Below are 25,841 nucleotides of genomic sequence, written 5' to 3'. Positions count from 1 at the left end.
CGTCCGGTGCGGAAAGGATCGACAGGCAGGCAAGAATCGCTAGAAAGAGACCTGTCAGGCGGATATGACACATTGCTCGTTTGACCATTGCGCCCCGGCCTCTAGGTTGCAATGAGGAAAAGTCAGGAAATATGCACGAGCTTATCGGCGATATCACTTTATGCATCCTGTTTGCCTGGGTGCTTGGCTTGCTGGCCCATTTTACCCGGCAGCCGCTGATCCTCGCCTACCTTATCGCCGGGTTTGTTATCGGTCCATTCGGCATGAAATGGGTCCATTCCAAGGACTCGATTCACGTCATCTCCGAACTCGGCCTGATCTTCATGCTGTTCATGATCGGGCTGGAAATCGACCTGAAAAAGATCGTGCGCGCCGGCAAGGTCATCTTATTTGCCGCGGGCGGGCAATTGGTCGGCGGCTGCCTGCTCGGGATCCTGTTCTTCTGGGGTATCGGGCTGTCGATGGGGGCGGGCCGTTTCGACGCGCTGTATCTCTGCGTCGCCTGCGCGCTCTCCTCGACCGTCATCATCGTCAAGGTGCTGTACGAGAAGCGTGAACTCGATACGCTGCCCGGCCGCATCACGCTCGGCGTCCTGGTGCTGCAGGACATCTTCGCGATCCTGTTCCTGGCGGTGCAGCCGAGCCTCGACAATCTCCAGGTGAGCGTGATCCTGATCTCGATCGGCCGGGTCGGCGTGCTGGTCGCGACCGCCTTGGTGCTGAGCCGGTATTTGCTGCCAAGACTTTTTCACCAGATCGCGCGGCGGCCGGAGTTGATCCTGCTCGGCGCCCTGGCCTGGTGCTTCCTGATCGGCGAGATCGCCGAGCGCTTGCATCTGTCGCGCGAGATGGGTTCGCTGGTTGCCGGCGTCTCGCTCTCGACATTCCCCTATGCGCTGGACGTCACCGCCAAGGTGACGACGCTGCGGGACTTCTTCATCACGCTGTTCTTCGTCGCCTTGGGCATGACCATTCCCATTCCCGGCGCGTCGGTGATTTGGCTGGCGCTGCTGATTGCCGCCTTCACCGTCGTGAGCCGCATCGTGACGACGTTTGTGCCGCTCTACCTGATGAAACAGGGTCTGCGCGCCAGCCTGTTGCCGGCGATCAATCTGGCGCAGATCTCGGAGTTTTCGCTGGTTGTGATCCAGACCGGTGTGGTCGCGAACCATATCGGCACCGAAACTTCGAGTGCGGCGTCGTTCGCCTTCGTCATTTTGGCCGTGATCAGCACCTTCGTGATGGGCAAGAGCGATGAGATCACGCGAGCTCTGATCAATCCGATGAAGAAGATCGGCCTGCGCGATCTCGATCACGGCCAGGGCGAGGCCGTACATGAGGGCGGCCACGAAGCCCGCCGCATTGTCATTCTCGGCTTCTTCCGCGCTGCGAGCGCGCTGCTGGCCGAAATCGAGCGGCAGAATCCGCTCGTGCTCGAACAGATCACCGTGATCGATTTCAATCCCAACGTGTTCCGGACGCTGGCCGATCGCGGCCTGCACGTGATCTATGGCGATATCAGCAATGTCGATACGCTGCTGCATGCCGGTATCGGCAAGTCGGAGCTGATCATCCTGAGCGTGCCGGACTCGCTGCTGAAGGGCGCCAACAACGAAAAGCTGGTGCGGCACGTCCGCACTCTCAACCCATCAGCCAAAATCGTGGCGACCGCGGATATGCTTCGCGACGTCAATGATCTCTACGCAGCCGGCGCCGATTACGTGACCGTAACGAGGGTCAGCGACGCCCACGAACTCTATACCGTGATCGAGGCAGCGCAGGCGGGATTGCTGGGCGAGAAGCGCGCCGAAATGGACACGCTGCTCGCCGAGCGCAAGGAAGTGCTGCCGTAAGGCCTTCTGCTCGCAGATGGGAGCGGGATGTGGACGTGTGACGTCCCGCACGCATCCGCTTGAACCGGATTTAATGCAGCCGACACTGAGTACCGTATGGCGCGCCATTCCTTGGCGGCAAAGAAATTTCATTCGGTATGCGGTTATCATTATCGTCATCAAACAGCGCTCGTGCATCGGGCCTGGCGTCCCCGTCGTCCACGCTGTTCGGTTGCCTGATGGCGGGAACGGCCGCGATCCTGTTCCAGCTGACGCTCGGCACGCTGGTCGTTGCGTACACGCCGGTCGTGCCGTGGATCATCGGCGTGTTCCTGCTCGGTCTGCCGCTGGCCTTCGGCGTCACGCGATCTCGGCCCGGCCTGTTCATGCCTGCGGTCGCGATCATGACGTTGACGGGCGTGTCGCCGGTCTTTGTCGTGGATGCCCCCTTGTGGGGCCGCACCGTCAATCTGCGTCTGGTCGACGATATTCCTGAAGGTGTCGGCGTTGCCGGCTACACCACGCCGCGCTGGCGCGTTGCAGGCGAGTTCGCAAGCGAGGCGCGCTTGAGCGGCGGTCGTGGCAGCAAGAGTTATGGCACCCGCCGTCTTGCGCCGCTGGTCGGCGAGGGCTGGAGACCGGAGCTTCCCGTCGAGGTCTGGGTCGCGGGCGAAATCAGGGATTCCGGACGCATTCTCGCCTCGCATCCGCAATTCTGGAACGAATCCGGCGGCGAATATGTCCGGTTCGTCGGCGTGGCCGTATCCGGTGCGCAGATCATCGCGCGCGATGCGGCCATAAAATTCGGCCTCAAGACCCTGGATGAGCCGCTCATCGTGACCCGCGCCCCTTCGGTTGCGGGTGTCCTCGCAGAGCAATACCGGGCCATTGCGCGGATGGCAGCCGTGCCCTTGCTGGCATGGGCGGTCTGCATCATCCTTGCTGCAGGCTTCTCCAAATGGCGCGAGCAGCGCGGGCGGTGAGTTCTCGCGCTACAGGCTGCTTTCCTGCGCTGGTGCGCCAGCGCTGAGGTCGTGCCGAGCCCGATCGTGTAGCCGTCCGGCTGGGCGTGGATGACGGCCCCCGTGCCGATGGTGGCGGAAGCGGTGGGACTGGCCTGCGGCCCCTGCCATCAGGGCGAACCCCGCCCATGCCGTCAGCTGGAAATTCAACCGAAAATGCATATGTCTCTTCCCCGAGTGCCTGCCGATTTCGTACAGCGAAACGCTTCGGCGACGTTCTGCCCCGCGTATTGATGCTGGCGCGGGCCCATGAGTCCGGCTAATGCACTCCCTGTCCAAAGCGAGAATTTGAGAAAATGGCCGATACGATCCAGGAAGTTCTGCAAGCCTTTGCCAAGGGCGAACTCGTCGTCGTCACCGATGATGACGACCGGGAGGGTGAGGGCGATCTGATCGTCGCCGCCTCGCTCTGCACCGCCGAGAAAATGGCGTTCATCATCCGCCATACCTCGGGCATCGTCTGCGCGCCGATCACGCAGGAAGACGCGCGCCGGTTCCGGCTCGATCCGATGGTCGCGCATAATGATTCCAACCACACCACCGCCTTCACCGTCTCGATCGACTACAAGCCCGATGGCGGCACAGGTATTTCGGCTGACGAGCGCGCCTCCTGCTGCCGGGCGCTGGCCAACCCGAATGCCGGCGCCAGTGATTTTGCCCGGCCCGGTCATATCTTTCCGCTGATCGCCCGCGACGGCGGCGTGCTGCTGCGTTCCGGTCATACCGAGGCCGCGGTCGATCTTTGCAAGCTCTCCGGCCTGCCGCCGGTCGGCGTCATTTCCGAGTTGATGAACGACGACGGCACCGTGATGAAGGGCATGCAGGTGGCAAAATTCGCCGCCACCCACAAGCTCAAGCACGTCACGATCGCTGACATGATCGCCTACCGCCAGGCGCGCGAGAAGCTGATCGAGCGGGTCGCAACGTTTACGACGGATAGCCCGATCGGGCCGCTGCAGGGCTACGCCTACCGTTCGCCGTTCGATGAGATTGCGCATGCCGCCTTCGTCTATAACGGCATCGGCGACGGCAAGAACGTGCTGACGCGGCTGCACAAGCCCAACATCGTCAAGGACCTGTTCACCGGCCAGGCGCGCATGCAGATCGTGCTGAACCATTTCAAGCAGGCCGGCCGCGGCGTGCTGGTGTATTTGCGCGACGGCGCCGCCGGCGTTCCGGTCGAGCCGGTCGGCGAACAGAAATCCGCCGAGGCCGATCGCAACCGACAATGGCGTGAAGTCGGCGTCGGCGCGCAAATATTGCGCGACCTCGGTATCACGTCGATCCGGCACCTGACGTCGTCGGTACACGACTACAAGGGACTGTCCGGTTTCGGGATCGAGATCGTCTCCAACGAACGGCTCGAAGGGTAGCTCGTCATTCCGGGGCGATGCCAAGCATCGAGCCCAAAATCTCGAGATTCCGGGTTCGCATCTTCGATTCGCCCCGGAATGACGGCGAGGCCCAATTCAATTGCGCTTCGGACGATAGCGCACTAATTTGGCCGCCAATTCCAATCAGGACAGTGATGCGAAAGGGATTTTTATGAGCGTGCGCCCTCAGTCCAAGGACAAACCGACATCGGCGGGTTTCCAGTGGGACGATCCGTTCCTGCTCGATGAGCAGCTTACCGAAGACGAACGCATGATCCGCGACACCGCGCGTGCCTATGCGCAGGACAAGCTGCTGCCGCGTGTCACCAAGGCCTATCTCGAGGAAAAGACCGATCGCGAGATCTTCAACGAGATGGGCGAACTCGGCCTGATCGGCATCACGCTGCCGGAAGAATATGGCTGCGCCAGTGCAAGCTATGTCGCCTATGGCCTGGTGGCGCGCGAGATCGAGCGCGTCGATTCCGGCTATCGTTCGATGAACTCCGTGCAGTCCTCGCTGGTGATGCATCCGATCTACGCCTATGGCGACGACAGCCAGCGCAAGAAATATCTGCCCAAGCTTGCGACCGGCGAATGGGTCGGCTGCTTCGGGCTGACCGAGCCGGATGCCGGCTCCGATCCCGGCGGCATGAAGACCCGCGCCGAGAAGGTCTCCGACGGCTACAAGCTGACCGGCAGCAAGATGTGGATTTCCAACGCGCCGATCGCCGACGTGTTCGTGGTCTGGGCCAAGTCCGCCGCGCATGACAATCAGATCCGCGGCTTCATCCTGGAAAAAGGCATGAAGGGCCTGTCGGCGCCGAAGATCGGCGGCAAGCTTTCGCTGCGCGCCTCGATCACCGGCGAGATCGTGATGGACGGCGTGGTGGTGCCCGAGAGCGCGCTGTTGCCCAACGTGTCCGGCCTGAAGGGACCGTTCGGCTGCCTCAACCGCGCCCGCTACGGCATCTCCTGGGGCGTGATGGGCGCCGCCGAGGATTGCATGGCGCGCGCGCGCCAATACACGCTCGAGCGCAAGCAGTTTGGCCGGCCGCTGGCCGCAACCCAACTGGTGCAGAAGAAGCTCGCCGACATGCAGACCGAGATCTCGCTGGGCCTGCAGGCCTCATTGCGCGTCGGCCGCCTGATGGACGAGGGCAAGGTCGCGCCGGAGATGATCTCGATCGTCAAGCGCAACAATTGCGGCAAGGCACTCGACATCGCCCGCGTCGCCCGCGACATGCACGGCGGCAACGGCATCCAGATCGAATATCACGTGATGCGCCACTCCTCGAACCTGGAAACCGTCAACACCTATGAAGGCGCCCACGACGTCCACGCCCTGATTTTGGGCCGCGCGATCACGGGCATCCAGGCGTTTTCGTAAAGGCAAACTCTATCCAATCGTCATGGCCGGGCAGAAGCGCGAAGCGCGTCTTCGCGCTAGATGTCCCGGCCATCCACGTCTTGGACGCCGCGAGAAGAAAGACGTGGATGCCCGGGACAAGCCCGGGCATGACGGAGCAAGAACCCCACGCTGCGAGCATTCCTGCATGGCCGAAACCGAAGACGAAACCATCCCGTTCAACCGCGACTTCCCGTTCAAACCGGGCGTCGTCGACGAAGCCCGCCCTGGCGTACGGCGGGTGCTCTGCGACAATCCGAGCCCCTTCACCTTCACCGGCACGGTCAGCTACATCGTGGGCAAGGGCAAGGTTGCGATCATCGATCCCGGCCCGAACAATGAGGCGCATGCGAAAGCGCTGCTGGACGCCGTCCGCGGCGAAACCGTGACGCATATCCTGGTCACCCATACCCACAACGACCATTCGCCGAACACCGCGCGGATCAAGGCCGCGACCGGCGCGCCCGTCTACGCCGAGGGGCCGCACCGCGCCTCGCGGCCGCGCTTCGAGAGCGAGAAGCACAATCCGGAATCGGGGGCCGATCGCAATTTCCGGCCGGACATCGAGGTCAAGAACGGCGACACCATCGAGGGCTCCGGCTGGGCGCTGGAAGCGGTGGCAACCCCCGGCCACACCGCTAACCATCTGGCGTTCGCCTGGCCCGAGCGGAAGATCAGTTTCGTCGGCGACCACGTGATGGGCTGGTCGACCTCCATCGTGGCCCCGCCTGATGGCTCGATGATCGACTACATGGATTCGCTGGCGCGGCTGGAGAAGCGCCCGGAGGATCTGTATTTCTCAGGCCATGGGCCGGAAATTCCGGAAGGCCCGCGCTTTGTGCGTTTCCTGACCCGGCACCGCCGCGCCCGCGAAGCCTCGATCCTGCATCGTCTTGCCAAGGGCGAGACCGACATCCCGAACATGGTGCGCGCGATCTATATCGGCCTCGATCCGCGGCTGACCGGTGCCGCCGGCTATTCCGTGCTGGCGCATCTGGAAGACCTCGTGTCACGCGGCATCGTGGCGACCGACGGCGATCCCGTGATCGGCGGGACCTATCGGATGGCTTCCTAGAACGAACCATCTTTCGTCACGTTCGAGGTACAGCAGTGATCCGCGCCATGGTCCGACGTGCGCTTGTACTGATCGCGGCATTTGTCGCAGGGCTGACGCCGGTCACGTGCCTTGGCGAGGGCAACAATCGGTTACCGACCAAGGCAACAAAGGAACTTCCTCCTGAACTGCTCTCGCTGCTCCAACAGAAGAAGATGCCCAAATATTCACCTATCGTGGTGCGCCTTTTCAAGGAAGAGGCGGAGCTCGAAGTCTGGAAACAGGACACCACTGGCCGTTTCCAGATCCTCAAGACCTATCCGATCTGCCGGTGGTCGGGCGATCTTGGACCGAAGCTGCACGAGGGCGACCGTCAGGCTCCAGAGGGATTCTATACAGTTACACCTGAGTTGATGAATCCCAACTCCAGCTTCTATCTTTCGATCAACCTTGGCTACCCCAACAGATTCGACAAGGCCAACAACCGCGACGGCAGCTTCCTCATGATCCACGGCGACTGCTGGTCGAGCGGTTGCTATGCCATGACCGACGAACAGATCAGCGAGATTTATTCGCTGGCACGCGACTCATTCCTCAGCGGGCGGCCGTCGTTTCAGGTCCAGGCCTATCCGTTCCGCTTGACGCCGGCGAATCTGGCACGGCATCGAAATAATCCGAACCTGGCCTTCTGGAAAATGCTCAAGATCGGCAACGATCATTTCGAGACGACGCAACTCGAACCCAAGGTGGATGTGTGCAATCGCCGCTATGTATTCGATGCGCAACCTCCCCCAAATTCGCCGCATCCTCTTGTGTTCAATGCATCCGAAAAATGCCCCTCCTTTGTCGTCAATCCGGAAATCGCGCGGCGGGCGCGGGAAAAAAATCGCATCGACGAGCTCGAATACTCCCGATTGGTTGAAGACAATTTGCCGGTCGCCCCGATCTACAGCGGTTTGGACGGCGGAATGAACAAGGCTTTTCTGGCGCGGTTTCCGGGCAGAGTGACGCTTGCGAAAGTGATGCCGTATGCATCTTACCTGCCGCAATTGCCACCGATCCCCTGGATCGACAACGATGGCTCGTTGACGAGCAAATGGTTTGGCGTCTCGTTCTCCAAGCCGATTGTGTGCGATCCGGCTCGTGCCAGCTTCCCATCGGGCCGGTGCTGAACTCTTGTCCAACGTCCGCCATGGGCCAGACGCTGACTTAAAAGCGGCGACCCGAATGTTGCAGACGAAGGACGGAGGACTGAGTTACTGGACCTCGGCGATCTTCGGTCCAGATGACGGCATCTGCGCGTTGTTTGTCGGGGGCCGGTTCGACGGCAATGCCGGGTCCGGCAATCGGAAAGCGGCGCCGGGCGGCGCTCCCTGGGATGGTCGACGGGCAGCGGTTACAGGAAGCACGATCACTTTCGCTCCGACTTTCACCCGCTCATAAAGGTCCACGATGTCCTCATTGGTCAGCCGGATACAGCCGGACGAAACCTGCTTCCCGATCGTATCGGGCTTGTTGGTGCCGTGAATTCTATATTCGGTCTCGCCCAGATACATCGCCCGGGCGCCGAGCGGGTTGCCGGGGCCGCCTGCCATGAACCGCGGCAGATAAGGCTGACGCACCAGCATATCTGCAGGCGGACGCCAATCCGGCCATTCTGTCTTGCGGGCCACCGTCTGTTCACCGGACCAGGTGAAACCTTCGCGGCCAACGCCGATGCCGTAGCGCATTGCTTGCCTGTCGTTCAGAACGAAATAAAGGAATGTGTTTTTGGTATCGATGATCACGGTGCCCGGCGTTTGGTGGCTGGCGTAGTCAATCACCTGCCGAACAAATGCTCCGGGAGCGTCAGCGGCTTTTGGCGGTTCGACCGGAGGCGCGGGAGGCAAAATCGGAGCTGGAGCTGGAGCCAGAGCCGGAACTGTCGCTGATGCATGAACTGGAGTTGCCACGTAAACCGGAGTTGACGACGCCAGAGCCTGGTGCGCGGACGGCTTTCGGGTCGGTTGCACGCTCGTCGGGCGCCACAGCAAACTGTACCCCAATGCGGCGAGCGCCACGGCGCCAACTGCAACTCTCGCGACCATTGGTAGTGCGAGCGTCGCCTTTGCCTTTCCACGTTTGGCCCGCTTGCTCATATCTTTCCCCAGGTCACCATGCCCAGAAGAAGTACCCAGCAAAATTTAAGAAACTTCGAAGCGATTGCGCTCGCACTGGAACCGTTAGCGGTGGTTAACGCCGAACTCTCATTCGGCAACATAAAAACTGGGCGGAGCAGACACGCTCCGCTGGGTCAATCGCGTCTATGGGCCCAGGAAGCGCCAAGTTCGCAAAGGAGGATTGAGCCGCAGCCAGCGCGCTACTGCTTCTTCACCGTCTTGGCCGGTGCCTTCGCGGGCGCCGCCGGTTTCTTGGCGGCCGGCTTGGTGTCGGCCACGGTGTTGATGTCCGCGATCAGCTTGGTGATGCGTGAGGCGTTGCTGCCGAGATCGCTGTCGAAATAGCGCGATGCGGAGCGGATATCGACGCGGGAATCCTCGCCATCGGCCTTGATTCGGATCGAGACGTCTTCGCGAAATCCCATGATCATCGTTTGCGCGATCGCCTCGATGCGTCCTTCGCGGCGCGCCTGCGGCGGGCGCTCGTCGACGACGCGCCATTTGCGCTTGTTGACGAGCGCGAGCGTGATCTCATAGGCGCGCTGCGGCGGGACTTCGAGTTCGACGGTCTCGACATCAGGGTAGGCGATCGCCTGCTGCTCGGCTGAATAGAGCCCGGCATAGACGGCGGGATTGGTGCCATCGCCGGCGCGCAGCGGCGCCAGCGCCTGGAAGCGTGGCGGATCGATCGAATCGGTGGTGATGTCGTAGATCCGCGGCAGGTTGCGGTATTGCAGGGCGAGATAGGCAGGGTAGGCGAGGATGACGGCGTCGAGCAACAGCGCCAGCAGGATGCGGCCCATGCCGCGCGAACCGTTTTGCCAGATCGCGGCAAACGCGGCGAGGCCGACCAGGATGGAGAGGCCGGCCAGGGCCAGGGCGCCGAAGAACGTCGCCAGCGCCGGCTTCATTTCAAGGAAGCCGAAGCGGACGATCATGATCGACACCACCACCGCAACCAGGGAGAATATCGCGAGGTTGCGCGCCCACGTGGCGAGGCTGGACACGGGCTCCGTCTGGTAGGGAGCGGAAAACCTGCGGGCCATCCCTAGACTTCCATCATGAATTCAGTTGCCGTTCCGGTCGCAATGCTGGAGACCCGGCGCCTTGAACTAGCGCATTTTCCGCGCCTGTGGAAAGCAGCTTGCGACGGAAAATCAGTCCAAATGGTGGTGCAAGGAGCGTCATGGCGCCTCATGCCGGATGGCTGAACTGCGCCACCACAAAGTCGATAAAGGCCTTGATGCGCGGAGCGCGGTGGCGGCCCGGGACAGTCAGCGCATGGATCGCAAACGTCTCGGGGATGTGGCTATCCCCGAGCAGCGGAACGAGGGTGCCTTGCTGGATTGCCCGCGCGACCATGAAATCCGCCAGTCGGGCGATGCCGAGCCCGGCTACCGCCATATCGAGCAGCAGGTCGGCATTGTCGCTGGTAAAGGTGCCTGACACGGCGAGGCGATTGATGCCTTCATGGGTGTGGAAGGGCCATTGCGACCACGCCGGCCCGGGTAGCGTCAGGCAATTATGCTGCAGCAGATCGGCCGGCACGCGCGGCGATCCGTGTTGCTTCAAATAGAGCGGACTGGCGCAAATGACCCGTGTCGCGTCACCGAGCTTGCGTGCCACGAGGGTTGAGTCGCCGAGTGCGCCGGAGCGGATGGCGACGTCGACCTGTTCGGCAACCAGGTCGACCTGGTGGTCCGAAACATGAAGCTCGACGCTGATGTCTGGATATTTGGCGAGGAAATCTGGAAGGGCGGGCCCGAGTATCTGTTTGGCGAGGGCTGTTCCGACGCTGATCCGCAAATGGCCGCGTGGCAGCCGGCTTGCCGCCGTTACCTCGGCTTCAGCGGCTTCGATCGAAGCGAGGATGTCCCGGCTCCGGGCCAGGAACAGATCGCCCTCGGCGGTCAAAGCGAGCCTGCGCGTGGTCCTGGTCAACAGGCGCACCCCCAGCCGGTCTTCGATGCGGGTGACCAGCTTGGACAAAGCAGAGGCGGTCACGCCGAGGTCGTCTGCCGCGGCGGCAAAGCTGCCGCGTTCGACCACCCGCACGAACCCGTTCATTTCGGCCGAGGCCGCGTTGATATTCATGAATTTATTTCACGAGTGAATATGAATACTCGCCAATTATATCACGTTAGAAACGTAATAAAAGGTGGTCGCAGAACAATGAAGGAGCGTCCACTATGTCTTGGGAAAAGAAGCTGCACGGTCACGTAAGGGGTGTTGAAGGCGCGCTGCGCCATCCGGACGGCAGCCCCGATATCGCCGCTTACGGCAGGATCGCTCACCGCGAGCGGGACGCAGCCGTCCTTGCCGCCGTGCAGGACACAGCCCGCAGCCTGCGCGCAATGTGGTCGGCGATCTGGCGTGTCTTGGGTGGGTCCTCGGGCCGGTCGGGGCGCATCCGGTCGAACGCGCCCCTCCGGGGTTAAGCCGCCGCGTTCGGAAAACTGTAGCTCTTGAACTGGTCGCGTAGCGCGGTTTTCAGGATCTTGCCGGTCGCGGTGTGCGGAATGCCCTCGACGAAGGCGACGTCGTCGGGCATCCACCATTTCGCGATCTTGCCATCCATGTATTTCAGGATGTCCTCGCGCGTCGCTTGCTGGCCGGCCTTGAGCTGCACGATCAAGAGCGGACGCTCGTCCCATTTAGGATGATGGATGCCGATCACGGCGGCTTCCGCGACCGCCGGATGGCCGACCGCGAGGTTTTCCAGATCGATCGACGAAATCCATTCGCCGCCCGACTTGATGACGTCCTTGGAGCGGTCGGTGATCCGCATATAGCCGTGCTGGTCGATGGTCGCGACGTCGCCGGTGTCGAAATAGCCGTGTTCGTCGAGAATCTCGCTGTCGACCTTGAAGTAGGCCTTCGCGACGGCAGGTCCTGCGACCTTGAGCCGGCCAAAGGTCTTGCCGTCCCACGGCAATTCCTTGCCGGCATCGTCGGTGATCTTCATCTGCACACCGAACGGCGGATAACCCTGCGTCTGCAGGATATCGAGCCGCTCCTCGCCGGAGAGTTCGGCAAACGGCGGCTTCAGCGCCGCCACGGTGCCGATCGGGCTCATCTCGGTCATGCCCCAGGCGTGGCGCACGCGAACGCCCATGTCGACGAACGACTTGATCATCGAGCGCGGCATCGCCGAGCCGCCGCACACCACGCTCTTCAGGTGGGGCAGCTTCAGGTTTCCGGCGGCCATGTGATTGAGCAGCATCAGCCACACCGTCGGCACGCCGGCGGTGTGCGTGACCTTCTCGGTGTCGAGAAGCTCGTAGACCGAAGCGCCGTCGAGCTTGGCGCCCGGCATCACGAGCTTGGTGCCCATCGAGGGCGCGGAGAACGCGATGCCCCAGCTGTTGGCGTGGAACAACGGCACCACCGGCAGCATTGTCTCGGCGGCGCTGGTGCCGAGCGCGTCGACATTGTTGGCCATCAACCCGTGCAGTACGTTGGAGCGGTGCGAATACAACACGCCTTTTGGATCGCCCGTGGTACCCGAGGTGTAGCACATCGCGGCTGCGGTATTCTCGTCGAAGGTCTTCCACTCGAGCTTGCCGTCGGCTTCCGCGATCCAGTCCTCATAGGCGACCGCGTTCTTCAGCGTGGTCTGCGGCATGTGGGCCTTGTCGGTGAACACGATGTAGCGTTCGACGCTGGGCAGGCTGCCCGCGATCTTTTCCAGGATCGGAATGAAGGTGAGATCGGTCATCACCACGCGGTCTTGCGCATGGTTGATGATCCAGGCGATCTGGTCGGGGAACAGCCGCGGGTTGACGGTATGGCAGATCGCGCCGATGCCCATGATGCCGTACCAGGCTTCGAGGTGGCGCCAGGTGTTCCATGCGATGGTGGCGACGCGGTCGCCGAGCTTGATGCCGTCGCGATCGAGCCGCTGCGAGACTTTCAGCGCGCGATCGCGAATTTCGGCGTAATTGGTGCGATGAATGGGCCCTTCGACCGACCGCGTGACGACCTCTTGCGTACCGTGATACTGCGCCGCGTGTTCGATAATCCGGTGGCAAAGCAAAGGCCAGTCTTGCATCAATCCGAGCATACGCACGTCCCTCCCAAAGGTTATTTCCTCGCGCATGATCCGCCAAAGTGCTGGTGTTTTGGCGCGCGATCATGGAATTGACATGAACTGTAGCGCGGAGAAAGCAAGCCGAAAATGGGCTTATGGCGCCTTTGGCCGCACGGCGGCGGCAATGGTTACCGTTGCGGTGGGCCTGCTTCTGCCCGGCGTGTACTGCGAACCGGCCCTGGCGGCCAAAGCCTCCCGATCGACGCCCTGGGGCGACCTGTTCGGGATCCACCCGCCGAAGCCGCGGGCAAAGGTCCACCGGGCGGCGGTGCCGCTCCCGCGGCCGCGCCCGGCCGATGCCCCCTCCGCTGAGGAGCTTGCCAAAGAAGCTGCCCAAGAAACTGCCAAAGCTGCCAAGGAGACCACGAAGGAAGGCAAGCCCACCGAACAGGCCACGCCCCAGCCACCTCCGCCCTCGGCCTGCCGGCTGGCGCTGACGGAGGCCATCGCCATTGCTCCCAGCATTCCCGATATCCGTGGCGCCGGCGGCTGCGGGGGCGAGGACCTGGTGCGACTCGAGGCGATCGTGCTGCCGGACAAGCGGCAGGTCTCGGTGAAGCCGGCGGCGATCCTGCGCTGCGCGATGGCCTCCGCATTGGCGGACTGGATCCGGACTGACATCGCGCCGCTGGCGGTGCGTCTCGGCAGCACGATCAGTGATCTCGACAATTTCGACTCGTTCGAATGCCGCGGCCGTAACCGCATCGTCGGCGCAAGACTCTCCGAACACGGCCGCGCCAATGCGCTCGACGTCCGCGCCCTCAAGCTGTCCAATGGCCGCTCGATCTCGCTCACCGATCGCTCCGTGCCGCGCGAGGTGCGCGAAGCCGTGCTGCATACGGCGTGCGCGCGATTCTCGACGGTGCTGGGTCCGGGGTCGGACTGGTACCACGAGGACCACATCCATCTCGACCTCATGGAACGGCGGAATAACTACCGGATCTGCCAATGGGACGTGTGGGACCCGCTGCCGCAGACCGCGCCGCTGCTGCCGGCCGAGCGGCCGGAAGAAGCGCCGCCGCGCGAGGTTGCCGCCAAACCCGACGCGGCCAAACCCGACGCGGCCAAATCCGCTGTGGGGAAATCCAGCGCCGCTCCGGCGGATGAGAAATCCGATGCGGCAACGTCCAAACCCGAACCCAAGCCCACAACAAAAAAGCGCCGGCAAAACCGGCGCTCGTGATCGTCCTTTTGCGGCGTCGCCAGTCGCGCCCAATACGTGACGATTCATTGGCGTAACTCCAGCGTTTACGTGCCCTTTGGGCTCTTCGCTGAACGATAAGTGTGTCTTTCTGGCCGCATTACCGCACCCCCGTGGGTTCCGGTCGATATTTTGGCCACGTTCCTCACGTCCTGGTTTTCAATCCTGCCGATTGCACGTGTTCAGCGCGATATTGTGCGGCCAAATAAAAAACGCCGGCAAAGCCGGCGTTCTGATCTCGTTGCGGATGGTGCGATCGATCCGCTATTGCATCACGTTGCCGCTGCCGCCCTGGAGCGCCATCTTCGAATTGTACGGCGAGTCGCCCTGCTTGGGGTCCAGCACCACCACGATCGTGCCTTGCTTGACCTTGCTGTAGAGGTCGATGACGTCCTCATTGGTCATGCGAATGCAGCCCGAGGAAATCGATGCGCCGATATATTCCGGCTGGTTGGTGCCGTGAATCCGGAACAGGGTGTCGCGGCCGCCCTGGTAAAGATAGAGCGCGCGGGCGCCGAGCGGATTGTCGACGCCGCCGGGCACCGACGCCGGCAGGCCTTCGATGCGCTTATGGATGTCGGCGGTCGGCGTCCATTTCGGCCATTCCGCCATGTTGCCGACCTTGGCAATGCCGGAGAAGGCCAGCGCTTCTTCGCCGACGGTAATGCCGTAACGGATCGCCTTGCCGCCGTCCTGCACCAGGTAAAGATAGTGGTTGTCGGAATCGACCACGATCGTGCCGGGTAGTTCGCGGCGGTGATAGTCGACGATGGCGCGGCGGAACGGTTCGGCCACGGCGACCTTGGCGTAACGCGCCTTTGCCAGCTGGACCTTGTCATTCGGCTTGAGCGTGGCCTCCGGCGCGGCCTGATAGCTCGTGGTCTGCATGCAGCCCGACAACATCAGGCCTGCAGCCAGAATTCCCAACTTTGCCTTCAGCGACGTCATTGCGCACTTCCAATCGAACAATATCGCGGTTACGCGCCAATTTGCGTCGCAAACGCCACGATTCCAATAATCCCATTATTGGCAAAAACCGGTAATTATTCCAGTGCTTAGACGCTTGTTCGGCGCTGCGGGAGCCTGGCTGTGGCTTTTTTGCCGCAAGTTTTTCGATTTCCGGTTGATTTATAGGCAACGCTGGCGTCCTTGCCGAATCGTGGCCACGCTACCGCCACCCCACCGCCATAAATGTGGATGGCGGGTTAATACGCCAGTCATCAAGCGCTTGCCAGAATCGCGTTTAGTCCGCTCGGTGCCTGTGGCGTTTTCGTGCGGAGCGGGTACGGGTTTCGCGTGAAGAAGACACGTCAGAACCAACGACCGCTGCCCTGTTCCGGAGTTTGTTATGTTGTCAGTGTACGTCCCCTCTGAATCCACCCTGAAGAAAGTCGAGGTGGCTGAACCGGCGACGTTGCCGGAAAGCGCAGTCTGGATCGACATGGTGAAACCGACGGGCGAGGAAGACCGCGCGGTGGAGCGGCTGACCGGGATCGCGGTGCCGACCCGGGAGGACATGCAGGAGATCGAGATTTCCAGCCGGCTCTATATCGAGAACGGCGCGCGCTACATGACCGCGACGCTGATGTGCCATTCCGACACCGACATGCCGCGGACGACGGCCGTCACCTTCATCATGGCCGGTCACCGGTTGGTAACCGTGCGCTACGACATGCCGAAGCCGTTTGCCCTGGTGGAGAACAAGCTGGCGCGCTCGTGCATGCCGGGCATAACCGGCGAAATGGTGCTGATGGAACTTGTCGACGCGGTGATCGACCGTTGCGCCGACATTCTGGAGAAGGTCGGCGCCGACGTCGATCAGGTTTCCCATGACATCTTCGAACCCGAAAGCGAGCGTCACGGCCAGGCCAAGCGATATTCGCAGATCCTGATCGCGATCGGGCGCAAGGGGGATTTGACCTCGAAGGTTCGCGAGAGCCTGGTCTCGGTCGGCCGCGTCGTCACTTTCCTCTCGGCGGTCATGGAAGGCGTCAAATGGTCCAAGGACATGCGCGAGCAGCTCAAGACCATGCAGCGTGACGTCGCCTCGCTGACCGATCACGCGTCCTACCTCTCCAACAAGATCACCTTCGTGCTCGACGCCATGCTCGGCGTCGTCAATCTCGAACAGAACAACATCATCAAGCTGTTCTCGGTGATGGCCGTGGTCCTGATGCCGCCGACGCTGATCGCCTCGATCTACGGCATGAATTTCAAGGCGATGCCGGAGCTTGAATGGGCGCACGGCTATCCGATGGCGCTGGTGATGATGCTCATGGCAGCCGTGCTGCCTTACTTTCTTTTCAGATGGAAGAAGTGGCTGTAGTCGCAACCTGATTGTTCGCGGCGGTGACTGTCGTCACCAAGGTGACTGTCGTCACTGAGGTGACTGTTGTCACCGAGGTGGCCGTAGTAACCGAGATGTTAAGGCGCGCGCATGATCTCGGGGGCATTCATGCGCCAGCAAAAAAAACAGGAAGCTGCCCCATTTGTACGAGTAAAATTTGAGCGTCGCGATGAACCTTTGCGCGACGGCTTTCTGCGATAACGCTGTCACAAGCCGCGAGGACAGCAATGGTTGAAAAATTCATAACGTCACCCCGCAACGTCATCGATTTTGCGCGCTACCAACAGGACCGCATCGTTGGCAAGGCGCAGGCGATCGCGGCGCGGCTCTGCCGGCATTGCGGTGCGGCGCTTGCCGATGGCGAGAACGAAGCCGAATGCTCGAGCGCCTTCAATGTCGAGACGCGTGATCTGCGAACCGCGCCAAGGAAAACGCGAAGCAAGTTTTACGCGGATTGAAGCGCGCCAGCGTTTCGCGCGAAGCATGCCCTCGGACTTGATCCGGGGGAGCATGCCGGTTCGCGCAAAGAAAACGCGTCAGAAAGAGAATCCAGAGCTTCGGTTCTGATTCAAATCAGATCGCGCTCTAGACGTGCTGGCCGCCGTTGATGTGGATCTCGGCGCCGTTCACGTAGCTGCTGGTTTCAGTGCACAGCACGTAGATGATCTTGGCCACCTCGTCCGGTGTGCCGAGGCGGTGCATCGGGATCTGCTGGTCGACGATCTTCTCGGTGCCCGGCGACAGGATCGAGGTGTCGATCTCGCCCGGTGCGATCGAATTGACGCGGACGCCGACGCGGCCGAAATCGGAGGCCATTTCACGTGTGAGTGAAGCAAGTGCCGCCTTCGACGTCGCATAGGCCACGCCCGCGAACGGATGCACGCGCGAGCCCGCAATCGAGGTGACGTTCACTACCGAACCCTTGGTGGCCTTCAATTCCTCGATCAGCCCGCGCGCCATCATGATGGGTGCGAAGAAGTTCACCCGGAAAACATGGCTCCAGGTCTCGATGTCGGTATCCATGGTGCCCATCCGCGTGCCCGCTGCGGTCTTCGGCGAAATCGCGGCATTGTTGACCAGCGCATGCAGCGCGCCGCCTTCCAGCCGTTGGCGGATTTCCGAAATCGCCCGCGTGGTATCGGCATGGTCGGCAAGATCGACCTGGATGTGATCCTCAGGCCCGGCGTCCCACGGGCAGTCTTCGGGGAAAGGATGCCGCGAGCAGGTGATGACGCGCCAGCCGGCGGAGGAAAAGCGGATCACGGTGGCATGGCCGATGCCGCGGCTGGCTCCGGTCAGGAGCAGCGTGCGTCGCGGCGCATTGGTGGAAGTCGACATGCAATACTTTCAGGCTTCAGGGATAGAGCCGCACTTTGGTCCAAGGCTGAACTTGCCCCTGGACCGGCGCGTCGCGGCGGAATTCGATGCGGTCGTGGAGGCGGAACGGACGGTCGTGCCAGAATTCGAAACGGACCGGCTCGATGCGCCAGCCGCTCCAGCCCGGCGGACGCGGCACCTCGCCGATGACATGCTTGGCGGCGACCAGCGCGATCGCCTGCTCGAAGGCAAAGCGGCTTTCCAGCGGCTGCGATTGCTTAGAGGCCCAGGCGCCGATCTGCGCCTGCTTCGGGCGGGTGGCGAAATAGGCGTCGGCTTCTTCCGGCGTCACAGGCGACACGTTGCCGCGGATGCGCACCTGACGGCGCAGCGATTTCCAGTGAAATAGTAAAGCCGCTTTAGGATTTGCGGCGAGTTCGCGGCCCTTCTGGCTGGCGATGTGGCTGTAGAACACGAAACCATCCGCATCATAGCCTTTCATCAGCACCATCCGCACATCGGGAAGGCCGTCGGCATCGACGGTTGCGAGCGCCATCGCGTTGGGATCGTTCGGCTCTGCCTTCACGGCTTCGGCGAACCACGCACCGAACAACGCAAACGGTTCCTCGGCGGCGGTAAAATCACCCGATGTTAACGGTGTCGGGTGTTTGATGGAGGTTGTGTCGGTCATGCCAGGAGTTCCAGTTGCGTCCGTTCGCGTCAGAGAGCGCGCTACAGCCCCAGTATAGGTTCGCCCTATATAGGACATGGGGACGCATTGGCCTATCGGCGATCCGGCCGGCGGGTGCGGTGATGACGATGATTTTGATCGGCCTCGGCGCGGGCGGTTGCAGCATGTCCCGCTCCGACGTCCTCGCCAAGCTGGAAGAAAAAGACGTCACGGGGTCGGTGACACCACCGGCCGCCCCTCCGGTGCCGACCGAGAGCGATCTGGCCTTTGCCCGCACGGCCGCTTCCGATGTACTGACAAAAGGCGGCAAGGATTCCAGCCAGCCCTGGGAAAACCCCGAAACCGGCGCGCGGGGTTCGGTAACGCCGCTGTCCCAGGCCTATGCCTCGGACGATGGCCGCACCTGCCGGGATTTCCTGGCCAGCTACGTCAAGGATCGTGCGGAAAGCTGGCTGCAGGGTGCCGCCTGCCGGGGTGAACAGGGTCGATGGGAAATTCGTACCCTCAGGCCCTGGAAACGGAGCTAAACTACCCCAAGAATCTTGAGGGCCCGTTTTGGGGCCAGTTTTCAGCAGCATGGGCAGTTGCAAAAATGCAACTGGCTCCCCAGATGAAGGCAAAGCGGGCGAATAGCCCTTTGGTTAGAACCGATTTCCCGTGAAGGAGACGTGACGGATGCGCGACCCCTATGAGGTCTTGGGGGTGCCGCGGGGCGCCAGCGCTGCGGCGATCAAGAGTGCTTACCGCAAGCTCGCCAAGAAGCATCACCCCGACAACAACACCAACGATCCGAAATCCGCGGCGCGGTTTTCCGAGATCAACTCGGCCAACGAGATCATCGGCGACGAGGACAAGCGCAAGCAGTTCGATCGCGGTGAGATCGACGCCGAGGGCAAGCCGCGCTTTCAGGGTTTTCCCGGCGGCGGCCCGCGCGGCCGTGCCGGCCCCGCCGGCGGCTTTGAAAGCCATACTTTCCGCAGCGGCGGCGGCCCCGGCGGCGGCGGCTTCGAGGACATCCTCAACAGCATGTTCGGCGGCGCGGCCCGCGGGCAACGTCCCGGCAGTGGCCGCGCATTTGAATTCGATACCGGCGGGATCGGCCTCGATCTCGATCTCAGCGTCGCCATGACGGTGTCGCTGGAGGAGTCGGTCCAGGGTGCCGAGAAGCGCGTCCGCTTGCCGACCGGCAAGGAGCTCAACGTCAAAATTCCGGCAGGCGTCGCCGCCGGTCAGCAAATCCGGCTGAAGGGCCAGGGCGAGACCGCGCAGGGCCATCCCCCGGGCGACCTCCTGATCACTGTCAGCATTGCGCCGCATCCCTTCTTCAAGATCGACGGCAGCGACTTGCGGCTCGATCTGCCGATCACGCTCTATGAGGCGGTGCTCGGGGCCAAGATTCGGGTGCCGACGCTGGGCGGCGCGGTCGAATTTCCGATCCCGAAGAACACCTCCAGCGGTCGCACCTTCCGTCTCAAGGGCAAGGGGCTGCCGAAGGCAGGCGGGACCGGCGACCTGTTCGTCACGACAAGGATTATCCTTCCCGACGGGAACGATGCCGAACTTGAAGCATTGATGCAAAAGTGGCGCGACGGCCACCCTTACAACCCGCGCAGCGATTTCGGCTGACCAAAAACACGGCTAATAAAACAGCGGAGTGCGGCAGGCCATTTCCCGAACCAATTCAGGCGCTTCCCTTTAAAAGGGCGGCCTCGAAAGGGGGACCAGCGCGGTACCAAACCCCGATCGAGGCCGCTTGCGCCGATCGGCGGATCGAACGCCGCTCATTTTCGCGTGATCACCCAGTGCGATAATGAGACGTGCCGATGTCTTGATTCCAGATTTTCGATGTCAGAATTGGGACAAACGGCTTGACCTACGGCGTTTTCGAACGACGCCGTGCCGCGCACCCGACGCGGAGTGAGCAGCGGCTCGCGCAAGGAAAACGCCAAGGAAAACGCATCGAACAACAGGCTTGTGCAACCTTGATGGTGAGCGCGCTCAACCCCCGGGTTTTTCCATCTGGTCATACACCGATTGGGCGATCTGCGTCAGTCGGCCACGGTCGCCGATGCTGCTCACCACCACATAGGCCACGCCGCGATCGGCCCAGAACAAGGCGCTCTCCTTGCCCTCCGACGAAAATCGCATCTGCGTCGCCTCGGCTTCCGACTTTGCCGTGTAGATCGTGAAGCGTTCGCCCGATGTGCTCTCATACATCATGAAGGATGCAGGTCCGCCGGAGCCGGGCAACAGCCGTCCGCCGACCAGCTTCAATCCTGCCCCGGTCAGTTCCGGCGCACGCACCAGCCAGCCGCAGCGCTTGGTCAGCCAGGCCTGCAGATGCGCGCGTTCGCTGCCCGGCACTTCGACGGGATGGCGCACCTCGACCACATAGAGCCGGTGCGCTTCGAGCGCATGAAGCGTGAAATTCTGGATCGCCGACGGGGCGGCCGCGGACGCACCGCGCGCCATCCAGCCGACACCGCCGCCGACAATGAATGCCGCCAGCGTTGCGGCAATCGCGGCGTAGAACCATTTGCGCGGCTGGCGCACCAGCCGCTCGATCTCGAGCCGCCTCGGCACCGCCTCATCGACGATGCCGTCGTAGCGGACATGCAGCGCTTCCGCCATCGTGCGCCACGACCGCACGCGCGCCGCATCGTCGGGGTGCGTCGCGAGCCACGCTTCGACATCGCCGCGGCGCTCCGCCGGCAACTCGTTGTCGACGTAAGCATGCAGCTCGTCTTCGGTGACGGGAATATGGGGGTTGGTCATCGTCGTCGTCTCTGTCTATTCCGGATCGGAATCTGCCTATGCATATCGCCTGCCATCACGCGTCTTCTTTGCATCGCCTGCATCACTTCACCCGTCTCAGCGCGGTGCGCTCGCCCTCGAGCGAGGCTTTGACGTGCGCGCGCGCCCGGGCAAGCCGGGACATCACGGTCCCGATCGGTACGCCCTGGATGTCGGCGACCTCGCGGTAGCTCAAGCCTTCCAGCATCACGAGCAGCAGCACCGAGCGCTGCTCTTCCACCAGCGTCGACAGCGCGCGGGCGATGTCGCGGCCTTCCGCTTCGGTCCCGCTGGCGTCCGGGTTGTTGTCGAGCAGCGGCATGAACTGCGGCCGCCGCGCCAGCGATCGCCGCCGGTTCTTGTTGAGGTTGGTCAGGATCGTATAGAGCCAGCTCCTGACGTCGCCGCCGAGAAACAACCGTTCCGAACGCAACGCGCGCACCAGCGTGTCCTGCACCAGATCGTCGGCGATGTCGGCGTCGCGCGCGAGCGCTCGCGCGTAGCGGCGCAACGCCGGAATCATGGCTTCGACACTTTGGCGAAACGCGGTCATTGTCACCAGATATTCAGGTCGGTACGGCGCGAACGCCTTAACCAACATAACACCTAAACGACGCGTCTATTCCGCCTGTTGAGGCTCAGGCAAGACAGCGTCAATCCCAGGGTTAATCCAAGGATTACCCTCAAGCGGATTTGGACTGTACCACGCTGGGGCGCTGGTGTACCTCCAACCGTAATGCCAAGCGCGACTGGAAGCCGCATGCCGCGCTCTCCCATTCGTCGCCTGAGGAATAGCCGCCAGTCCGATGCCTGCGCCTGTCATCTATTACATTCGCCATGGCGAGACATCGTGGAATGCCGAAGGGCGGCTGCAAGGCGTGCAGGACATTCCGCTGAACGATCTCGGCCGCAGGCAGGCGGCCCATGCCGGCAATGTCCTCGCCGATCTCCTTTTGCGCAACGGCCATGACAAGAATTCGCTTTCGTTTGTCGCAAGCCCGCTGATCCGCGCCCGCGCGACGATGGAGCTGGTGCGCGGCTCGCTGGAACTGCCGCGCGACGGCTACGCGCTCGACGACCGCCTGCGCGAGATCGGCTACGGCGAGTGGGAAGGCGCGACGCTGCCAGAGTTGCAGCGGCGCGACCCCGATCTCTATGCCAAACGCCAGGCCGAGAAATGGACGGTGTCGCCGCCGGGGGGCGAGAGCTATGTCGACGTGCAGGCGAGGATGCAGGATTGGTACGCGTCGGTGGCGGCCGACACCGTCGCGGTGGCGCATGGCGGCACGGCGCGGGCCCTGATGGTGGCGCTCGGCATCGAGACGCCGCTCAGCGCCGCCGACCTGACCATCGAGCAGGGGGCGGTTTACGTGTTCCGGGATGGGGCGCTGCGGAAGTATAGTTAATCCAGCCATCGTCATGCCCGGGCTTGTCCCGGGCATCCACGTCTTTCTTTGGATGTGCAGCAAGTAAGGCGTGGATGGCCGGGGATAGGCGAGCGGAAGCGACGCCGTCCTTCAGACGGCTATGCCCGGCCATGACGAGCGTGAGGGCATTTGACCCCTTGGGCCACGCGCGTTACGACAAGTCAGAATTGACTGTTTTTCCGAGACCGGGCGCAAAATGTCCTTCAACACCTTCGGCCACATGTTCCGGGTCACGACCTTCGGCGAGAGCCACGGGATCGCGATCGGCTGCGTGGTCGACGGTTGCCCGCCGCTGATCCCGCTGACAAACGAGGACATCCAGCAGGACCTCGATCGCCGCCGCCCCGGCCAGTCGCGCTTCACCACCCAGCGCCAGGAACCGGATGCGGTCAAAATCCTGTCCGGCGTGATGGCCCATCCCGAGACCGGCGTTCAGGTCACGACGGGAACGCCGATCGCGCTTCTGATCGAAAACACCGACCAGCGCTCAAAGGACTATTCCGAGATCAAGGACAAGTTTCGTCCCGGCCATGCCGACTTCACCTATGAGGCCAAATACGGCCTGCGCGATTATCGCGGCGGCGGACGCTCGTCGGCGCGCGAGACCGCCACAAGGGTCGCGGCCGGCGCCATCGCGCGCAAAATCCTGCCCGATGTGAAAGTGCGCGGCGCGCTGGTGCAGATGGGCCCGCACAAGATCGATCGCGAGAAGTGGGACTGGGACGAGATCGCGCGCAATCCGTTCTTCTGTCCGGACAAGGACAAGGCCGCGTTCTTCGAGCAATATCTCGACGGCATCCGCAAGAGCGGCTCCTCGATCGGTGCAGTGATCGAAGTCGTCGCCGAAGGCGTGCCGGCCGGCCTCGGCGCGCCGATCTACGCCAAGCTCGACGGCGAACTGGCGGCGGCGATGATGAGCATCAACGCGGTGAAGGGCGTCGAGATCGGGGCAGGTTTCGGCGCCGCCGAATTGTCGGGCGAGCAAAACGCCGACGAGATGCGCACCGGCAATAACGGCACGCGCTTCCTGTCAAACCATGCCGGCGGCGTGCTGGGCGGCATCTCCACCGGCCAGCCGGTGGTGGTGCGCTTTGCAGTGAAGCCGACGTCGTCGATCCTGTCGCCGCGCCAGACCGTGGATCGCACCGGTGCCGATACCGACATCATGACCAAGGGCCGTCACGATCCCTGCGTCGGCATCCGCGCAGTGCCGGTCGGCGAAGCCATGATGGCCTGCGTGCTGGCCGATCACCTGCTGCGCCATCGCGGGCAGGTCGGCTGAACAGGTCTTGTAGTCTTGTAGGGCGGATTGGAGCGAAGCGTAATCCGCCGTTTTTGGATCAGCCAAGGCGGCGGATTACGCTTCGCTCCAATCCGCCCTACGGTCGACGGGCTTAGTCTTTGCGGCCGTTATTGTCTGCGCACTGATCAGCAGATATGTCGGGGACATTGAACAAAGCAGCTGGCTTGGTCCGCGTGATCATTGCGTCGTAATTGCCCGCAAGGCGTAATAGGCGTTGCTTAATGAATGGATCGGCTTGAGTGGCGAGTTCACGTATTTGTCGTGCTCGCTCCTTATAAAAATCATCGTCCATCTGGGATCCCCACCAAACACCTCGATGGCTTATAGAGACGATCTCGTCTTGTTCATGTGATTGAGGACACAGTTCAGGCATTTTTTGCGACTGGTAGCGGCGCCGGTGAAGCGGCCGAGAAGCATCCGAGACCGGTCGCGAGCAGCGGCTCGCACAACCGCGGGCCACCGATCATTTCGACCGCCATGGGGTCATCCGCGGTATCCAGCGCGGGACGGCGGCGCGGAACGCCTCGTACTCTCTCCCAAACGTCTGCTCGAGCGTGGGTTCTTCGTAGGCCACGACGAAGGCGTGGAAGGCGAGCCAGAGCAGCGCGCCGTAGACGATGAGGCGCCAATCGCCCATCAGCACCGCTTGACCCAGGATGATGGCAACGACCGCGACGTATATTGGATTACGCACATAACGGTAGAGACCGGTCACCACGAGATTCCGGGTTGGCGCGATGGGCGCGGGGGTGCCGAGACCCTGCAGCGCGAAACGCGCAAATGCGTCAACGAGCCCAGGCACGCCTGCGAGAATCATTATCGCGCCGATGCCGCGCGTCAGCTCCAGACCAAGGAACGGTGGCCGGAGTTGCCAACCCGTGATCGACCATGGAACGAGCCCCGCCAGCGTACATGGGGCGACCACGAAGAAAACCGCCGAGCCCAGCACGGCAATGGTTCGTTGCACGGCGGTTCCCGACACTCGCTGCGAGCTCATTCCAAGCTCCCTTGGTTTCCCGTCGTCATCCGGGTGCCGACACGCTCGCCAAGTTATCCCAAAAGCGGAAACCGCGCACGACCAAAGCCAATGCCACGACGGCAACGAGGCACGGCTCGCAGGGCAGATTGAGCCGACTTGTCCGCCGTAGCTCGCAGAGCGAAGGCGGAAGGCGTAATCCGCTATCCAGGTTATCGTCAGGCGATCATCTTCGCTAGAATCTCCGCTGGTCGATCGCGTGACGATCATTCGACATAGAGCGTTTGATAACACGGACCCCGTTTGCGATGTAGCCAAGGTGGCGGATTACGCCCGACAGGTCCGCTTTGCGCGGACCCGTTGGGCTCCAATCCGCCCTACCGACGTTGCTGCGTCCCCTCGCATGCAAGCGTAATCTTGAGGACTGCGTGCGACAAATCAACCCGACGGGCAAATCACTTCTGATTTATCGAAATCATGTCAAGTCCTAAATTTCCGAAAATCAAAACTATTTCGCTTTCCTTCCACCCAAATCACCGGCACATTCTCGCCATCCCGTCCCACTCAGAGGGCGTTGGCCATCGTCACGACGAGGGGCGGGTCGCGGTGGACGCCGATGTTGCGATTGACGGTCGCGGCTGAAGCGTACGGTGAAAGCGTGTGGTCCTGGCGCCCGTAACGGCGTCAAGTCTTTCGGGAGCCAACGCTTCCGAGGGCGACGGTGGCAATAGAGGCCGTCTCACCGGGGAGAGCACGTCATAAGCCGTAAAGCCATTGCGCAGGGAATGTCGGATGTTCTCCGCTGCCCTGTATGCTCGTGTGCAGCTTTCTTAGCACAATCGCACGCGAGA

Annotated in this window: 24 protein-coding genes; 13 read left to right on the top strand and 11 right to left on the bottom strand. The window is 62.3% G+C overall.

What is annotated here, in order from left to right:
- The first annotated feature begins 131 nt into the window (after window positions 1-131).
- The 6 genes from JQ558_RS18675 (at window position 132) to JQ558_RS18650 (ending at window position 7,858) form a co-directional block, all read left to right on the top strand.
- On the top strand, window positions 132-1,853 hold the full coding sequence (locus JQ558_RS18675) for a cation:proton antiporter (RefSeq protein WP_212214169.1): 1,722 nt from the start codon (window positions 132-134) through the stop codon (window positions 1,851-1,853).
- A 218-nt stretch (window positions 1,854-2,071) separates the two neighbouring features.
- Window positions 2,072-2,815, top strand: coding sequence for a hypothetical protein (locus JQ558_RS18670; RefSeq protein ID WP_212294499.1), 744 nt, complete (start codon window positions 2,072-2,074; stop codon window positions 2,813-2,815).
- Window positions 2,816-3,150: 335 nt separating this feature from the next.
- Window positions 3,151-4,227: a 3,4-dihydroxy-2-butanone-4-phosphate synthase gene (gene ribB / locus JQ558_RS18665; RefSeq protein WP_212214147.1), complete on the top strand. Its 1,077-nt coding sequence runs from the start codon at window positions 3,151-3,153 to the stop codon at window positions 4,225-4,227.
- 172 nt (window positions 4,228-4,399) lie between these two features.
- On the top strand, window positions 4,400-5,614 hold the full coding sequence (locus tag JQ558_RS18660; protein WP_212214143.1) for an acyl-CoA dehydrogenase: 1,215 nt from the start codon (window positions 4,400-4,402) through the stop codon (window positions 5,612-5,614).
- Window positions 5,615-5,780: 166 nt separating this feature from the next.
- Entirely contained in the window at window positions 5,781-6,707 is a 927-nt protein-coding gene (locus tag JQ558_RS18655) for an MBL fold metallo-hydrolase (protein ID WP_212294498.1), read from the top strand.
- Between the two features lie 35 nt (window positions 6,708-6,742).
- Entirely contained in the window at window positions 6,743-7,858 is a 1,116-nt protein-coding gene (locus JQ558_RS18650) for a murein L,D-transpeptidase family protein (protein ID WP_312015002.1), read from the top strand.
- A gap of 84 nt (window positions 7,859-7,942) precedes the next feature.
- Here the strand turns inward: JQ558_RS18650 and JQ558_RS18645 are convergent, their stop codons facing one another.
- The 4 genes from JQ558_RS18645 to JQ558_RS18630 form a co-directional block, all read right to left on the bottom strand.
- Window positions 7,943-8,824: a L,D-transpeptidase gene (locus JQ558_RS18645; RefSeq protein WP_212294497.1), complete on the bottom strand. Its 882-nt coding sequence runs from the start codon at window positions 8,822-8,824 to the stop codon at window positions 7,943-7,945.
- 221 nt (window positions 8,825-9,045) lie between these two features.
- Entirely contained in the window at window positions 9,046-9,891 is an 846-nt protein-coding gene (locus JQ558_RS18640) for a DUF1499 domain-containing protein (RefSeq protein ID WP_212294496.1), read from the bottom strand.
- A gap of 148 nt (window positions 9,892-10,039) precedes the next feature.
- Window positions 10,040-10,939, bottom strand: coding sequence for a LysR family transcriptional regulator (locus JQ558_RS18635; protein WP_249142534.1), 900 nt, complete (start codon window positions 10,937-10,939; stop codon window positions 10,040-10,042).
- A 340-nt stretch (window positions 10,940-11,279) separates the two neighbouring features.
- The gene (locus tag JQ558_RS18630; protein ID WP_212294495.1) at window positions 11,280-12,908 is read right to left on the bottom strand and encodes a fatty-acid--CoA ligase; all 1,629 of its coding nucleotides are present in this window, start codon (window positions 12,906-12,908) and stop codon (window positions 11,280-11,282) included.
- An 82-nt stretch (window positions 12,909-12,990) separates the two neighbouring features.
- On the opposite strand from JQ558_RS18630, the gene JQ558_RS18625 reads away from it, so the two are divergent.
- On the top strand, window positions 12,991-14,118 hold the full coding sequence (locus tag JQ558_RS18625) for an extensin family protein (protein ID WP_409410539.1): 1,128 nt from the start codon (window positions 12,991-12,993) through the stop codon (window positions 14,116-14,118).
- Window positions 14,119-14,400: 282 nt separating this feature from the next.
- On the opposite strand, the gene JQ558_RS18620 is transcribed toward JQ558_RS18625, so the two are convergent.
- Window positions 14,401-15,084, bottom strand: coding sequence for a L,D-transpeptidase (locus JQ558_RS18620; RefSeq protein WP_212214104.1), 684 nt, complete (start codon window positions 15,082-15,084; stop codon window positions 14,401-14,403).
- A gap of 400 nt (window positions 15,085-15,484) precedes the next feature.
- Between JQ558_RS18620 and JQ558_RS18615 the strand changes: the two genes are divergently transcribed.
- Complete coding sequence (locus JQ558_RS18615) at window positions 15,485-16,462, top strand: magnesium transporter CorA family protein (RefSeq protein WP_212294493.1); 978 nt, start codon at window positions 15,485-15,487, stop codon at window positions 16,460-16,462.
- Window positions 16,463-16,710: 248 nt separating this feature from the next.
- Window positions 16,711-16,941 (top strand): hypothetical protein, encoded by a 231-nt coding sequence (locus tag JQ558_RS18610; RefSeq protein ID WP_249142533.1) that lies wholly within the window; start codon window positions 16,711-16,713, stop codon window positions 16,939-16,941.
- 127 nt (window positions 16,942-17,068) lie between these two features.
- Here the strand turns inward: JQ558_RS18610 and JQ558_RS18605 are convergent, their stop codons facing one another.
- Window positions 17,069-17,821, bottom strand: coding sequence for an SDR family NAD(P)-dependent oxidoreductase (locus tag JQ558_RS18605; protein WP_212214099.1), 753 nt, complete (start codon window positions 17,819-17,821; stop codon window positions 17,069-17,071).
- A 16-nt stretch (window positions 17,822-17,837) separates the two neighbouring features.
- Entirely contained in the window at window positions 17,838-18,491 is a 654-nt protein-coding gene (gene pdxH, locus JQ558_RS18600; RefSeq protein ID WP_212214096.1) for a pyridoxamine 5'-phosphate oxidase, read from the bottom strand.
- A 128-nt stretch (window positions 18,492-18,619) separates the two neighbouring features.
- Between pdxH and JQ558_RS18595 the strand changes: the two genes are divergently transcribed.
- On the top strand, window positions 18,620-19,018 hold the full coding sequence (locus tag JQ558_RS18595; protein WP_312014768.1) for an RT0821/Lpp0805 family surface protein: 399 nt from the start codon (window positions 18,620-18,622) through the stop codon (window positions 19,016-19,018).
- 148 nt (window positions 19,019-19,166) lie between these two features.
- A complete protein-coding gene (locus JQ558_RS18590; protein ID WP_212294492.1) occupies window positions 19,167-20,117 on the top strand; it encodes a DnaJ C-terminal domain-containing protein in 951 nt (316 codons plus the stop codon).
- A 372-nt stretch (window positions 20,118-20,489) separates the two neighbouring features.
- On the opposite strand, the gene JQ558_RS18585 is transcribed toward JQ558_RS18590, so the two are convergent.
- Together JQ558_RS18585 and JQ558_RS18580 are read right to left on the bottom strand one after the other, a co-directional pair.
- Window positions 20,490-21,266, bottom strand: coding sequence for an anti-sigma factor (locus JQ558_RS18585; protein ID WP_212214091.1), 777 nt, complete (start codon window positions 21,264-21,266; stop codon window positions 20,490-20,492).
- A gap of 82 nt (window positions 21,267-21,348) precedes the next feature.
- Window positions 21,349-21,837: an RNA polymerase sigma factor gene (locus JQ558_RS18580; RefSeq protein ID WP_209846728.1), complete on the bottom strand. Its 489-nt coding sequence runs from the start codon at window positions 21,835-21,837 to the stop codon at window positions 21,349-21,351.
- A gap of 253 nt (window positions 21,838-22,090) precedes the next feature.
- Between JQ558_RS18580 and JQ558_RS18575 the strand changes: the two genes are divergently transcribed.
- Both JQ558_RS18575 and aroC read left to right on the top strand, forming a co-directional pair.
- A complete protein-coding gene (locus tag JQ558_RS18575) occupies window positions 22,091-22,690 on the top strand; it encodes a histidine phosphatase family protein (protein WP_212276296.1) in 600 nt (199 codons plus the stop codon).
- Window positions 22,691-22,907: 217 nt separating this feature from the next.
- Window positions 22,908-23,993 carry a chorismate synthase gene (gene aroC, locus JQ558_RS18570; RefSeq protein WP_212294491.1) on the top strand — a complete coding sequence of 362 codons (1,086 nt, stop codon included), beginning with the start codon at window positions 22,908-22,910 and terminating at the stop codon, window positions 23,991-23,993.
- Window positions 23,994-24,105: 112 nt separating this feature from the next.
- Here the strand turns inward: aroC and JQ558_RS18565 are convergent, their stop codons facing one another.
- Both JQ558_RS18565 and JQ558_RS18560 read right to left on the bottom strand, forming a co-directional pair.
- On the bottom strand, window positions 24,106-24,306 hold the full coding sequence (locus JQ558_RS18565; protein WP_212214082.1) for a hypothetical protein: 201 nt from the start codon (window positions 24,304-24,306) through the stop codon (window positions 24,106-24,108).
- A gap of 171 nt (window positions 24,307-24,477) precedes the next feature.
- Complete coding sequence (locus JQ558_RS18560; protein WP_212294490.1) at window positions 24,478-25,011, bottom strand: isoprenylcysteine carboxylmethyltransferase family protein; 534 nt, start codon at window positions 25,009-25,011, stop codon at window positions 24,478-24,480.
- Window positions 25,012-25,841: the final 830 nt, after the last annotated feature.

The sequence above is a fragment of the Bradyrhizobium sp. AUGA SZCCT0160 genome (assembly GCF_018130105.1).
Classification (GTDB): Bacteria; Pseudomonadota; Alphaproteobacteria; order Rhizobiales; family Xanthobacteraceae; genus Bradyrhizobium.
The sequence above is the reverse complement of the archived record's forward strand: the minus strand, read 5'-3'. Positions and strand labels throughout refer to the sequence as shown.